Source organism: Mycobacterium senriense (assembly GCF_019668465.1).
In the GTDB taxonomy this organism is placed as follows: Bacteria; Actinomycetota; Actinomycetes; order Mycobacteriales; family Mycobacteriaceae; genus Mycobacterium; species Mycobacterium senriense.
In genome coordinates this window covers 2,671,654-2,685,304 of record NZ_AP024828.1, presented here as the reverse complement: position 1 = coordinate 2,685,304, position 13,651 = coordinate 2,671,654, and the positions used below count along the sequence as shown (strand labels likewise).

General features: G+C 65.9%; 14 protein-coding genes. 12 read left to right on the top strand and 2 right to left on the bottom strand.

Features of this window, described 5'->3' with window-relative positions; translation table 11 throughout:
• Positions 1-6 precede the first annotated feature (6 nt).
• Positions 7-1,314: a M18 family aminopeptidase gene (locus MTY59_RS12870; RefSeq protein ID WP_221046414.1), complete on the bottom strand. Its 1,308-nt coding sequence runs from the start codon at positions 1,312-1,314 to the stop codon at positions 7-9.
• 100 nt (positions 1,315-1,414) lie between these two features.
• Here MTY59_RS12870 and MTY59_RS12865 point away from each other — a divergent pair, with 100 nt between their 5' ends.
• From MTY59_RS12865 to MTY59_RS12855, 3 genes are all read left to right on the top strand, one after another.
• On the top strand, positions 1,415-2,425 hold the full coding sequence (locus MTY59_RS12865; RefSeq protein WP_221045971.1) for a Dyp-type peroxidase: 1,011 nt from the start codon (positions 1,415-1,417) through the stop codon (positions 2,423-2,425).
• On the top strand, positions 2,422-3,219 hold the full coding sequence (locus tag MTY59_RS12860; protein ID WP_221045970.1) for a family 1 encapsulin nanocompartment shell protein: 798 nt from the start codon (positions 2,422-2,424) through the stop codon (positions 3,217-3,219). Before MTY59_RS12865 ends, MTY59_RS12860 begins: the two co-directional genes overlap by 4 nt.
• 69 nt (positions 3,220-3,288) lie before the next feature.
• Complete coding sequence (locus MTY59_RS12855) at positions 3,289-4,029, top strand: SDR family NAD(P)-dependent oxidoreductase (protein ID WP_221045969.1); 741 nt, start codon at positions 3,289-3,291, stop codon at positions 4,027-4,029.
• A 9-nt stretch (positions 4,030-4,038) separates the two neighbouring features.
• Here the strand turns inward: MTY59_RS12855 and MTY59_RS12850 are convergent, their stop codons facing one another.
• Entirely contained in the window at positions 4,039-5,748 is a 1,710-nt protein-coding gene (locus MTY59_RS12850) for an MOSC and FAD-binding oxidoreductase domain-containing protein (RefSeq protein ID WP_221045968.1), read from the bottom strand.
• A 235-nt stretch (positions 5,749-5,983) separates the two neighbouring features.
• Between MTY59_RS12850 and MTY59_RS12845 the strand changes: the two genes are divergently transcribed.
• From MTY59_RS12845 to MTY59_RS12805, 9 genes are all read left to right on the top strand, one after another.
• A complete protein-coding gene (locus tag MTY59_RS12845) occupies positions 5,984-6,853 on the top strand; it encodes an alpha/beta fold hydrolase (RefSeq protein ID WP_221045967.1) in 870 nt (289 codons plus the stop codon).
• 58 nt (positions 6,854-6,911) lie between these two features.
• Complete coding sequence (locus tag MTY59_RS12840; RefSeq protein ID WP_221045966.1) at positions 6,912-7,607, top strand: TetR/AcrR family transcriptional regulator; 696 nt, start codon at positions 6,912-6,914, stop codon at positions 7,605-7,607.
• A 19-nt stretch (positions 7,608-7,626) separates the two neighbouring features.
• The gene (locus MTY59_RS12835; protein WP_250160818.1) at positions 7,627-8,298 is read left to right on the top strand and encodes a TetR/AcrR family transcriptional regulator; all 672 of its coding nucleotides are present in this window, start codon (positions 7,627-7,629) and stop codon (positions 8,296-8,298) included.
• Between the two features lie 123 nt (positions 8,299-8,421).
• Positions 8,422-9,468, top strand: a complete 1,047-nt coding sequence (locus MTY59_RS12830; RefSeq protein WP_221045965.1) for a zinc-binding dehydrogenase — start codon at positions 8,422-8,424, stop codon at positions 9,466-9,468.
• A gap of 58 nt (positions 9,469-9,526) precedes the next feature.
• Positions 9,527-10,474, top strand: a complete 948-nt coding sequence (locus tag MTY59_RS12825) for a DUF427 domain-containing protein (protein ID WP_250160817.1) — start codon at positions 9,527-9,529, stop codon at positions 10,472-10,474.
• On the top strand, positions 10,410-10,835 hold the full coding sequence (locus tag MTY59_RS12820; protein WP_221045964.1) for a VOC family protein: 426 nt from the start codon (positions 10,410-10,412) through the stop codon (positions 10,833-10,835). Before MTY59_RS12825 ends, MTY59_RS12820 begins: the two co-directional genes overlap by 65 nt.
• A 39-nt stretch (positions 10,836-10,874) precedes the next feature.
• Positions 10,875-11,468, top strand: a complete 594-nt coding sequence (locus MTY59_RS12815) for a TMEM175 family protein (protein ID WP_250160816.1) — start codon at positions 10,875-10,877, stop codon at positions 11,466-11,468.
• 2 nt (positions 11,469-11,470) lie between these two features.
• On the top strand, positions 11,471-12,163 hold the full coding sequence (locus MTY59_RS12810; RefSeq protein WP_221045963.1) for a haloacid dehalogenase type II: 693 nt from the start codon (positions 11,471-11,473) through the stop codon (positions 12,161-12,163).
• 32 nt (positions 12,164-12,195) lie between these two features.
• On the top strand, positions 12,196-13,650 hold the full coding sequence (locus tag MTY59_RS12805; protein WP_221045962.1) for a dihydrolipoyl dehydrogenase family protein: 1,455 nt from the start codon (positions 12,196-12,198) through the stop codon (positions 13,648-13,650).
• Position 13,651 lies beyond the last annotated feature (1 nt).

The window sequence follows — 13,651 nt, the reverse complement described above, 5'->3', positions numbered from 1 at the left end:
ATGCCGCTAGTCGGCGGAAAGGAACGCCTGCATCGCGGCCGAGTAGGCGGCAACGTCGTGCACGCCCATCAACTCGCGCGCGGAATGCATCGCCAGTTGAGCGGCGCCGACGTCGACGGTGGGGATGCCCGTGCGCGCGGAGGTCAGCGGCCCGATCGTCGACCCACACGGCAGGTCGGCCCGGTGTTCGTAGCGCTGCAGCTGCACCCCGGCCTGCCGACAGGCCAGCGCGAACGCCGCGGCGGTGCGGCTATCGGTGGCGTAACGCAGATTCGGGTGCACCTTGAGCACCGGCCCGGCGTTGACCGCGATCGGGTGACTGGGCTCGTGTCGCTCCGGGTAGTTGGGATGGGTGGCGTGCGCCATGTCCGCCGAGGCCAGCAGCGAGGCCGGCAGCCGGCGCAGGTAGTCCTCGCGGCTACCGCCGGCCGCCAGCACGATCCGCTCCAGCACGGTGCCCAGCAGGTCGGATTGCGCGCCGTGATCCGACGACGATCCGACCTCCTCGTGATCGAAGATCACCAACACGGGCAGCTGGGGCCCGGCCCGTTCCACGGCCAGCAGCGCCTCCAGCCCCGCGTAGCAACTGGCCTGATTGTCCAGCCGGGGCGCGCTCAGCAAGCTGGCGTCGGCCCCGATCACCGTGGCGGGAGTCAGGTCGTGAGTCATCAGGTCGGCGGCCAGCACGTCGGACGCCGCCAGGCCGGCGCGCTGGGCGACGTAATCGACGAATGACCGCGGCGTCTCCCCGACACCCCACACCGCGTTGACGTGTCGCTGCGGGTCCAGCGTCAGCGACTTGCGGTCCTCGGCCAGATGGATGGCCAGCTGTGGCACCCGAAGGATCGGCTCGTCGATACGCACCAGCCGGTGCGCGATCCCGCCGTCTTCACCGTCCGCCCGCACCGACAGGCGCCCACTGATGCCCAGATCGCGGTCCAGCCACGAGTTGAGCCACACGCCCCCATAGGGTTCCAGCGCCACCACCCGCCAGCCGGCGACCACCCGGTCGGGATGCTGCTTGACCCTGAGGTTAGGACTGTCGGTGTGCGCTCCCACGATTCGGAACGGCCCGTGGGCGCCCACCGAATTCCAGGCGACCAGCGAGCCCGCCCGCACGGTGAAGTAGCGCCCCGGCTCCGACGGCCAGTGTTTAGCCTCGCTCAGTTCGGTGTATCCGGCAGCGATCAGCCGGGCGGCCACCGTGGCGCACACGTGAAACGGCGACGGAGAGGCGTCGATGAAATCGCAGAGTCCTTGCGCACTCGCTGAGGACTTCGCCTGGTTTCGAGGCCCGCCGGACATGTTGAACATCATGGCTGTCCGCGCTCATGGAGTTTTCGCTGGGTTCGATTGCGCGCTCCTTACTCGCGCCGCTTCCGGCGCTCGCCGTCGCCACGCTAGGGTCCTCAGAGTGCCCCCCGTCCAGCCGCAGCCCATCCTCGCGCCGCTGACCCCCGCGGCGATCTTCCTGGTGGTGACCATCGACGACGGCGGCGAGGCGGCGGTGCACGACGCGCTGCCCGACATTCCCGGGCTGGTCCGCGCGATCGGCTTCCGCGAACCGCAGAAACGGTTGTCGGCGATCGCCTCGATCGGCTCCGACGCGTGGGATCGCCTGTTCTCCGGACCGCGGCCCGCCGAACTGCATCGTTTCCCCGAGTTGAAAGGACCGCGGCACAGCGCCCCCGCCACACCCGGCGATCTGTTGTTCCACATCCGGGCGGAGAGCTTGGACGTCTGCTTCGAGCTGGCCGACCGGATCCTCAAATCGATGGGCGGCGCGGTCACCGTGGTCGACGAGGTGCACGGTTTCCGCTACTTCGACAACCGCGACTTACTCGGATTCGTTGACGGCACCGAGAACCCGGACGGCGCGCTGGCCACCAGCGCCACCTCCGTCGGCGACGAGGACCCCGACTTCGCCGGCTCTTGCTATGTGCACGTGCAGAAGTACCTGCACGACATGTCGTCGTGGAGTTCGATCCCGGTCACCGAGCAGGAGCGCGTGATCGGTCGCACCAAGCTCGATGACATCGAGCTCGACGACGACGTCAAGCCGGGCAACGCCCACATCGCCCTCAACGTGATCACCGACGACGACGGCACCGAACTGAAGATCGTGCGGCACAACATGCCGTTCGGCGAGCTCGGCAAGAGCGAATACGGCACGTACTTCATCGGCTATTCGCGCACGCCGCAAGTCACCGAACGGATGCTGCGCAACATGTTCCTCGGCGACCCGCCCGGCAACACCGACCGCATCCTGGACTTCTCCACGGCCGTCACCGGCGGGTTGTTCTTCTCCCCCACCCTCGACTTTCTCGACGATCCACCACCGCTGCCAGCAGCGCCGGCGGCGGAAACGCCTGTTGCACAGAACGGCTCACTTTCGATCGGCAGCCTGAAAGGAACCACTTCATGAACAACCTCTATCGCGACCTGGCACCGGTCACCGAAGCCGCTTGGGAAGAAATCGAATTGGAGGCGACCCGCACCTTCAAACGCCACATCGCCGGGCGCCGGGTGGTCGACGTGAGCGAGCCCGGCGGCCCGGTCACCGCCGCGGTGAGCACCGGTCGGCTCGCGAACGTGGCGTCCCCCACCGACGGCGTGGAGGCCCACCTGCGGGAAAGCAAACCCCTTGTCCGACTGCGGGTTCCATTCACCCTGTCGCGCTATGAGATCGACAACGTCGAGCGCGGAGCCAACGACTCCGACTGGGACCCGGTCAAGGATGCCGCCAAGAAGCTGGCTTTCGTGGAAGACCGGGCCATCTTCGAGGGCTACGCCGCGGCAGCCATCGAAGGCATCCGTTCGGCCAGCTCGAACAAGTCGCTGACCCTGCCGGCGGATCCGCGCGAGATTCCCGACGTCGTCACCCAGGCGATCTCCGAACTCCGGCTGGCCGGTGTCGACGGCCCCTACTCGGTGCTGCTGTCCGCCGACGTCTACACGCGGGTCAGCGAGACGACCGAACACGGCTATCCGATTCTCGAACACATCGACCGGCTGGTCCCCGGAGACATCATCTGGGCGCCGGCCATCGACGGCGCCTTCGTGCTGACCACCCGCGGCGGCGACTTCGACCTGCAGCTCGGGACGGACGTGTCGATCGGGTACACCAGCCATGACGCCGACACCGTGCAGCTTTATCTCCAGGAGACAATGACCTTCCTGTGCTACACCGCGGAGGCCTCCGTCCCGCTCAGCCCGTAGGAATAATTGCCGGCAAGCCACTGCTTACCGTGAGAGAAAACGAACTTCTCTCCTGGAGGCAGGGTTTCGATGGCAACAACTTTGGCAGGGTCGACCGCATTGGTGACGGGCGCGACATCGGGGATCGGGCGGGAAATCGCACTGCAGCTCGCGAGTCGCGGCGCCGAAATCGTGGTGCAGGGCCGCAATGCCGAGCGGGGCGCAAAAACCGTTCGTGACATTGAAAATGCCGGCGGCAAGGCGCGTTTCGTCGCCGCCGGCCTCAACGTCGCCGATGATGTCCGGCGGTTGGCGGCCGAGGCGGGACCGGTGGACATCCTGATCAACAATGCCGGAATCTACGAATTCGGCCCCACGGCGGACGCCGACGACGCGACCTTCGACGAACACGTCAACGTGAACCTGCGCGCGCCGTACATCCTGGTGCAGCAGTTGGTGCCGGGCATGGCCGCTCGGGGCGCCGGCGCGGTGGTCAACGTGAGCACCCTGGCCGCATCGGTAGCAACACGCGGCGCGGGGATCTACGGGGCCACCAAAGCCGGCTTGGAGCAGTTGACCCGCGTGTGGGCCGATGAGTTCGGCGAGTCGGGTGTACGGGTGAACGCGGTCGCCGCGGGACCGACCGAAACGCCTGGGGCCGCCGCCCTTCCGGGTGTCCTCGACACGATCGCAACGATCACCACACTGCAGCGAGTCGCCGATTCCAGCGAAATCGCCAGCGCCGTGGTCTTTCTCGCCTCTCCGGACGCCAGCTATGTCAACGGCGCCATACTGCATGCGACCGGAGGCCAGCGAGCGATTGCCGCGTAAGCATTTTCGCTAGAGGTCCAGCACCACATCGGTTTCCGGGACCGCCGAGCAGATCAGGACCGACCCGTCAGCGGGCGGCTCCAACGGCTGCTGGACGTAAGTGGCCGAACCCGCGACCATCCCGGTGACGCACATGTGACATACCCCGCTTCGGCAGGAAAAACGGGTTGGCACGTCGCAGGCTTCGGCGAGATCGAGGATGCTTCGGTAACCGGGTGACCAGTTGACCGTTAATCCGCTGCGCGCGAACGTAATCGCCGGTCCGGTTCCCCGCTGTCCGATCGGCGGGTGCGGGGGCTTGCGCTCCCCGGTCTCGACAACACCCGGATTGATGGCGGGCAGCGCGCCGAACAGCTCGCTGCGAATGCGGGCGGGGTCGAATCCCATCCCCACTAGATCGTCGCGCATATCCGTCATGAATTGTGTAGGCCCGCAGAGGTAGACGGAGGCATCGGTGGGCAGTCCCAATGCGGCGATCGATTCTCGGCTCAAACGGCCCTGCTTTTCGGTGTAAAAGACCAGCTGCCTGGCGTGTGGCAACGACGCGATGAGTGCCGTGACTTCGGCTGCGAAGGACTGCGTTTCGCGATTGCGGGTGGTGTGCAACCACCAGATGTCGCGTTGACTCCCGGCCGCGGACAGCGCATGCAGCATCGCGAGGACCGGCGTCGCCCCGATACCGGCAGACAACAGGATGACCGGACCGCCGTCCTCGGCGAGGAAGAAGTCGCCGCGTGGGGCGGCCGCCGCTATCACCGACCCCGGCTGGATGTGGGCGTGCAGCCACCGGCTCACCACACCGTGGTCCTCGCGCTTGACGCTGATGCGGTAATGGCCGGCGGCGGAATCGTCCGACAGCGAGTAGCTGCGCAATGGTGCGGGCTCGCCGGCACCGGTGATCTTGACTGTCAGGTATTGACCCGGAAGCGCGGGCGGTAGCGGACCGTGGTCGTCGGCCTGGAGCCGGATCGACAGTACTTGCGGGCTCTCCCGGCATGTTTGGGTCACCCGCAAACTGCGAAAGCCCTTCCATCCCGGTTCAACTCCGATGGGCGGTGCCGCAGCGTCCGCGCCGTCGCGCGCTGCCAGCATGTCATGAAAAGACTGTTGCCACCCGGGACTGAGCGCCGTGACGTCGGTCGCCTCGCGCAGCCGTTCGAAGTTGCGGTCCGGCAGGTAGAGCAACGCGTCCACCTCAGCGACGCTGAGCTCGTGGCGGCCGCGGTGGATCCGCACGATGTCGTCGCCGGCGCGCACCCGGCCTTCGGTGATGACGCGGAAGTAGAAGCCGGGGCGATGTTGGGAGACGAGCAAATTGGGCATGTCGGGCTCGTTCAACCGCAGACCCACCCGAAAGCACGTGACACGCGGCTGAGTGACCTCGAATTCCGCGTCGCCGATGCGGTAGCGGTCACCGATGCAGACGTCGTCGTCGGCGAGCCCGGTGACGGTGAAGTTCTCGCCGAAGTGGCCTGGTCGCAGGTCGTCGCGATCCAGGTATGTTCTCCAAAAGTCGTAGGACTCACTCTGGTAGACCATGACGGCGCGTTGTTCCCCACCGTGGCCGGCGAGGTCGCCTTGTCCGTCGCCGTCAATGTTCAGCCGGCGCACCATCACCGGTCCCTCAACCGGAACCTTCCATATACCGGTGTAGACCGTTTTGTCCCGCCATTGGACGTTCTTAGGCATGCCCACGTTCACCGAAACAAGCCTGCCCACTGTGTCACCTCGAAGTAGCTCGCCATCGCACGAGTCGCCCAACTGGGATGGTTCGCCCAGAATATGGCAGCCAAATGCGCTCGGCAAGATATCCGGTTCACGCACTGTTGCGCGGTGCCGGTTTGATGCATAATGGGTTGCATAACCCAGAACGCCAGGACTGTGGTTTCAGATATCTGCCGTGGGTGCCCAGGTGGCGCTCGATGGCGAAATGCGTTGGGTCAGGAGGAACCTCATGCCTGCCGTTCATCATCGATACGCCGTCATCGACGGCCATCGGCTCTTCTACCGCGATGCCGGCGATCCGGCCGCTCCGGCGGTGATTCTGCTGCACGGGTTTCCCACCAGCTCGTACATGTTCCGCTACCTGATCCCGGCCCTCGCGGACCGCTACCACGTCATCGCGCCAGATCACCTGGGTTTCGGGCTGTCCGACGCCCCACCGGTCGAAAAGTTCGACTACACCTTCGATGCGCTGACCGACCTCACGGTGCGTCTGCTGCAGCACCTGGGCATCGACCGGTACGCCATGTACGTCCAGGATTACGGCGCGCCGATCGGCTGGCGGCTCGCGCTGCGAAACCCGGCCGCGATCACCGCGATCATCAGCCAGAACGGCAATGGCTATGACGCGGGATTCGTCGAGAGCTTCTGGAAGGTCGTGCAGGCGTACCAACGGGAACAGACGACAGACACCGAGGCGCCGGTGCGCCAGTTCCTCACGCTCGACGCCACCCGTTGGCAGTACCTGACCGGGGTGAGCGACGAGACGCTGGTCGATCCCGGGTCCTGGTACCACGACTTCGCGCTGCTCTCCCGGCCCGGCAACGACCTGGTACAGCTCAAACTATTTCGGGACTACGCCACCAATGCGCCCCTGTATCCACGCCTGCACGAGTACTTCCGCGCCAGCCGGGTGCCGCTCCTTGCGGTATGGGGTCGTGGCGACGAGATCTTCGGCCCGGCCGGTGCCGAAGCGTTCGCCGACGACCTGCCCGACGCCGAGATCCACCTGCTCGATGGCGGGCACTTCTTGTTGGAGTCGGCCGGCGACGAGGTCGCCCAGCTGACCCGGAGCTTCCTCGCCAAGCACCTCGCGGCCTGATCCCGTGTATGGGCTGGAGATCCCATAAATAGAGGCCCTGCCGGGTTAGCCTGACGCGATGGCCCATCCCGATGTTCACGACGAACAACGGTTGACCGCCAAGGGGCGCGCCACCCGCGACCGGATCGTGCAGGCCGCCGCCCAGCTGATCGTCACCGAGGGCCTGTCCGCGTCCAATCTGGAGAACGTGCGCCGCGCGGCCTCGGTCAGCGGCTCGCAGCTCGCCCACTATTTCGCCGATAAGGCGGCGCTGATTCGCGCGGTCATCCGGCGCCAGATCGGCGTGGTGCTGGACTTTCACCGCCAGCCCTCGCTTCGGGGCCTGGGTTCTTTTGAGGACTTCGAGCGATGGATCGACCTCAACATGCGCTACCTGCGGCGCATCGGCTATTTCGGCACCCCCACCTATCACGCGCTGACCGCCCAGCTGGCGAAGTCGGACGACACCACGCGCGACGCCCTGGCGTCGGGCTACCGGCAGTGGATCGAGTTGTTAGAGCAGGCAATTCAGCGAATGAAGGATGGCGGGCTGCTGGTTCGCGACGCCGACCCGCGGCGGCTGGCGTTGGTGATCATCGCCGCCCACCAGGGAGGTGGCGTGCTGACCTTCACCTATCAGGAGGAATGGCCGCACGCCGACGCGATTCGTTTCGCGGTGAACTACCTGCGCCTGTTCGCCACCGACAGCGCCGAACGAGTGCCCCGTCCACCGCGCCGGTCGCGCACGCGCCGGCCGGCGCGACGAGCAAGCTGAGGCTGTCCGAGGTGACGACGTGACTGAAGGACCCCCATCGCGGTTCACCCGCAAGGGACTGGCAACGCGTTCGCGGATCATCGAGGTCGCTGCCCGGCTGATGTTCGAGCGGGGCGTCGCCAACACGAGCGTCGACCAGGTGCGGCGCACCGCCGGGGTGGGCGGGTCCCAGATCTCGCACTACTTCACCGACAAGCGCGACCTGACCCGGCACGTCGTCGGGGCGCGCAGTAATGACGTGCGGGCCTTCCACACTCGGCCGCAATTCGCCGAACTCGACAGCTTCGACGCCCTGCAGGGATGGGCCGATGCCTGCGTGTCCGACATCGACGCCGTATACCTGGTCGGGGGTTGTGTGTATGGGTCCTTGGCAGGCGAACTGATCGAGGCCGACCGCGAACTACACGACGACCTCGCCGCGGGATACGACCAATGGATTGAGCTGTTTCGGGCCGGCCTCGAGTCGATGCGCGACCGCGGCGACCTGCGCCCCGACGCGGATCCGCGGCATCTGGCCGTCTCCCTGGTCACCGCCCATCAGGGCGGCGCGATGCTCACCCACGTCACCGGCGATCCGCAACCGTTGCAGGCCGCCGTCAACGCCGCCGTCGACTACGTGCGCTCCTTCGCAGCCCAAGGCCCGCCGAGTAAGGGTCGGTCCGCGTCGTCTCGCGGTCAGCGCAAACCGTGAGTAGCGACCTTTCGCTGGACATGGTCGATCTGGTCGGCGCATAATACTGGGTCAGTTGGCCCATTCTTATGCGGCCGCGCCAGCCGGCGTCGTCGCCCGCCAACGGTTATGAAAGAGGCGTCGATGTCCACAATCGAGTCACCTCAGTTGCCGACCGCCCCGGCGGTCGTACGCGAGCAATCCGGTGGGCCGACCATGCGGGCGATCGTCTTGGAAAAGTTCGGCGGTCTTGACAGCCTGGTCTACACCGACATCCCCAAGCCGCTGCCCAAAGACGGCGAAGTCGTAATTGCGGTAAAGGGTTTCGGCATCAATCACGCCGAAATCCACATGCGTCGCGGGGAATGGGCGGAGGCGGCGGAGGTCAGCGGGATCGAATGTGTGGGCGTCGTCGACTCGTGCCCAGGCGGCGAGTTCCCGGTCGGGGCCAAGGTCGCGGCGCTGATGGGTGGTCTTGGGCGCACCATCAACGGGAGCTACGCCGAATACACCCGCGTCCGCGCGGCCAATGTCGCGCCCATCGAATCCGACCTGCCGTGGTCGCAGCTGGCGGCGCTGCCGGAAACCTATGCGACGGCGTGGACGTGCCTGTACCGCAACCTGAATCTGACCGCGGGACAGACATTGGTGATCCGTGGGGCCACTTCGGCATTGGGGCAGGCCGCACTGAAGATGGCCGTGATTACCGGCGCCAAGGTCATTGCCACCACACGCAGCCGTGAACGCTACGGCATCCTGGAAGAAATGGGCGCGACCCGCGTCGAGGTGGAGCGCGGTGACCTTGCCGCCCACATCGCGGACGCCAAACGTATCGACGCCGTCCTCGACCTCGTCGGTAACAGCACCATCCTCGACTCACTGGACATGTTGCGCCGCGGCGGTACCGCCTGCCTCGCCGGATGGCTGGGTGGTCTGGCACCCATCCGCGATTTCAATCCACTCGCGCGAATGGCCAGCGGCGTGAGCTTCAGTTTCTTCGCCAGCCCCGTGTTTGGGAGTCCGGGCTTCCCGGTATCGGATGTGCCCTTCGGTGAAATCGCCCAGCAGATAGCCGACGGCAAGCTCGACGCGGCACCGGCGCGGATTTTCTCCTTCGACGAAGTCCGCGAAGCGCACCGTGTCGCTGAGGCGGGTGAAGCCGCGGGAAAGCTTGTCGTCGTGATGGAGTGATTCGGATCCGCTAGAACCAACACTGCGCGAACGGTTTTCAGGAGAGGACGGCCTTCACATGGGTCTGGCATGGCAGCAAGGTCCGCTCGCGGCGGGATCGCTTGGACACTTCCTCACCGGACAGCCGATGCCACCGCGGCTACTGTTCGCCGAGCCGTTGCGTCGCCGGATGCGGGTCCGCTTCGCGGACCGGTGGATCGCCGACAGCGAGGACGTGATCCTCTTACACGAACCGGGCCGCTATCCGGTCGCCTACTTCCCCCGCGGTGACATTGAAGAGAAGACGTTGCTCGCCGAGGATCGGGTGACGCAGCACCGCGACCTCGGGGCCACACAGTGGTACACCGTCAAGGCACCAGAACGCGAGACCAACCATGGCGCCTGGGAACACACCGGACTGCCCGCCCATGCGACCGTGCTTGATGGCAGGGTGGCGTTTGCCTGGCGTGCCATGGACGCCTTCTACGAAGAAGAGGAACGGATCGTCGGGCACGCCGCGGACGCTTATCATCGCATCGACATACGTTCTACTGCACGCCATCTCGCAGTCCGAGACGGCGAGCGGGTGATTGCCGATACACATCGCCCACTGGCGCTGTACGAATCCGGCTTTGCGCCCAGATGGTATGTGCCGCGTGAGGATATCGACGAGTCGGCTCTCAAACCCGTTGATATCCAGACGTTTTGCCCCTACAAAGGAATATGCTCCTACTACGACATCGGCGGCCACCAACACGCGGCGTGGTCCTACGTCGACGCTTGGACGGAAGTCGCACGGGTGCGCAATCTGGTGTCCTTCGAGCCGGACAAAATCGACGTGCACCTCGACGGCAAGCAGCTTCAACTCGAGCCCGGCCAGACCGTCATTCCACACGGCGTGGATCGCGGGCTCGACACAGAGGAGGTCTTAGGGAAGAGCCGGCCGGGAGCGCACCATGAGGATGTCCTTGGAAGTCGTGATCCTGCCCGTCGCGGATCCCGATCGGTCGTTGCGGTTCTATCGTGACCAGGTTGGCTTCAACCTCGAAGTCGATTACGCGCCCACACCCGGGTTCCGGGTCATCCAATTGACGCCCGAGGGATCAGGAACCTCAATACAATTCGGTGTGGGCCTGACCGATGCACCGATTGGCTCCGTGCGTGGCTTGTATCTTGTGGTCTCCGACATCGAGGCCTGCCGCGCCGAACTGACCGGTCGCGGCGTAAGCGTCAGCGAAATACGCCACAAGGACACCGATGGCGGCTGGAGCGGCACCTTCCTCGCGGGTACCGATCCGGATCGCGGTGACTATGCGAGCTTCGCCGACTTCCGCGATCCCGATGACAATGCTTGGGTGGTGCAGGAGCGGAACCATCAGCCTGCCTGAAAGCGGCTCAGGCGCATTGCGGAAGATCGGAAGGTAGCGGTGGCGGAACGAGACACCACGCCCGAGCGGGTGCGCGGGTTCTCCGACGGCGTCTTCGCGGTGCTCATCACCATCCTGGTGCTCGAGCTCAGGCCGCCCGGCGACCACGGATTCAGGGCCCTGCTCCCGCTATGGCCCACCGGACTGAGCTATGTGGTCAGCTACCTGTTCATCGCGATCGTCTGGGTCAACCATCATCACTTGTTCAACTACGCCCAGGTCGCCACGCCGCGACTGGTCTGGTCGAACTTCGCGCACCTGTTCTCGGTGTCGCTGATCCCGTTCACCACCGAGTGGATCGCCGACAGCAGGCTGGCCGCGGCACCGGTTGCCTTGTACGCCGCGGTCTTCGTCCTGGTCAACGTCACCTACCTCGCGCTGTGCTGGGAAGCGGTGGATCGACCCACCCATCAAGATGTTTCAACGCGAATGCGCAGGCTGCTGAGGATGAGGTCGTTCATCACGCTCGGGGTGTTCGTGACGGCGGCGCTGGTCGCCCTGCGGTGGCCCGCGGCGGCGATGGTGCTGATCGTGTTGTGTCTCGTGGGGTATCTACGACCGGACATACCTCCAAGGAAGAAGGTCGAGCACTAGCCATGGCTATACCGTCCGTCCTCGTTTTCGACGTCAACGAAACGTTGCTCGATATCGAGTCCCTCGCACCGCTTTTCGGCGAGCTGTTCGGTGACGAACTAATGCTGCGGGAATGGTTCGCTCAACTGGTTATGTACTCGATGACCATCACCCTGGCCGACAACTACGTGCCCTTCCCGGTGCTCGGCCAGGGGGTCCTGCGCATGCTGGGCGACATCTACCGGGTCGATGTCACCGACCGCGATACGGACCGCCTGAAGACCGCGCTGCTCACCATGCCGGCACACCCCGACGCCGCCGAAGGCCTTGCCGCGCTGCGTGACAACGGTTTTCGGCTGGTTACCCTGACCAACTCCCCGCCCAACCCGGATGGCCCGACGGCACTGCAAAACTCCGGGCTGGCCGGTTTTTTCGAACACCAGCTGAGCGTCGACGCTCGCCGCGTCTTCAAGCCGTCGCCCACCGTCTATCGGTATGCGTGCGAAACGCTCGGGGTGGCCCCCGCGGACTGCATGATGGTTGCCGCGCACGTGTGGGACACCATCGGTGCACAGCGCGTCGGCTTCAGCGGCGCTCTCATCACCCGGCGCGGCAATGCACCGCTGCGCGTCGACGGCATGCCGCAGCCGAACATCGTCGTCAGCGATGTCCGCCAGCTCGCCGCGCAACTCATCAACGGATCCGCTGAGCACTGAGTCATCGCCACCAAGCGAAAGGACCGTCGACCATGACATCAGCCAGCGAACGAGAGCCCGATGTCGTGGTGCTCGGCGCCGGGCCGATCGGCCAAAATGCCGCCGAACGCGCCCGCGCCGCAGGACTGCGCGTCGCTATGGTCGAGCGCGAACTCGTGGGCGGCGAATGCTCGTACTGGGCGTGCGTGCCGAGTAAAGCATTGCTACGCCCCGTCATTGCGCTTTCCGATGCCCGCCGGGTCGACGGCGCGCGGGAGGCCGTCACCGGCTCCATCAACGCCGACGGTGTCTTCGGTCGCCGCAACCGCTACGTCACCGACTGGGACGATAGCGGCCAGGCTGACTGGGTGGACGGCATCGGCGCCACCCTGATCCGCGGGCATGGACGATTGGACGGTCCGCGCCGAGTCATCGTCACCAACAGCGACGGCGAACAGGTGACGCTGACCGCGCGGCACGCCGTGGTCATCTGCACCGGAAGCCGCTCAGCCTTACCCGAGCTGCCCGGCATGGCCGAGGCGAGGCCATGGACCAATCGGCAAGCCACCGATAGCAGTGCGGTCCCGGAGCGGCTGGCGGTCGTGGGCGCCGGGGGCGTCGGCGTCGAAATGGCCACGGCCTGGCAGGGATTGGGCTCGCAAGTGACGCTGCTGGCGCGCGGATCGGGACTGCTGCCCCGAATGGAGCCCTTTGTGGGTGAATTGATCAGGCGCGGGCTCATCGCCGCCGGCGTCGACGTGCGGACCGGGGTATCGGTTCGCGCGCTGCACCGCCCGGACGATTCCACAGTTGTCCTGGACCTGGACGACGGCACCGAGTTGTCGGTCAGCCAAGTGCTTTTCGCCACCGGCCGTGCACCGCTGACCGACGACATCGGGCTGGAAACAGTCGGATTGACGCCGGGCAGCTGGCTCGAGGTGGACGACACCTGCCGTGTTCAGGGTGTCGAGGACGGCTGGCTCTACGCCGCGGGCGACGTCAATCACCGGGCGCTGCTTACCCACCAGGGCAAGTATCAGGGCCGCATCGCGGGTGCGGCGATCGGAGCCCGCGCGGCGGGCAAGCCGTTGGATACCGAACCGTGGGGCGCGCATGCGACGACCGCCGACCACCACGCGGTGCCGCAAGCCTTCTTCACCGACCCCGAAGCCGCCGCCGTCGGCCTGACGGCTCAACAAGCCGAGGACGCCGGACATCGGTTCCGCACAGTCGATATCGAAATCGGTGACGTGGTGATGGGAGCCAAGCTGTACGCGGACGGCTACACCGGCCGCGCGCGGATGGTGGTCGATGTGGACGGCGGCCACCTGCTCGGCGTCACGATGGTCGGTCCGGGCGTGACCGAACTGCTGCACTCGGCCACCATCGCCGTCGCCGGCCAGGTGCCGATTGACCGGTTGTGGCACGCCGTGCCGTGCTTCCCGACCATCAGCGAGCTGTGGCTTCGCCTGCTCGAGGCGTACCGGGATCAGTCGGACGATAATTGAC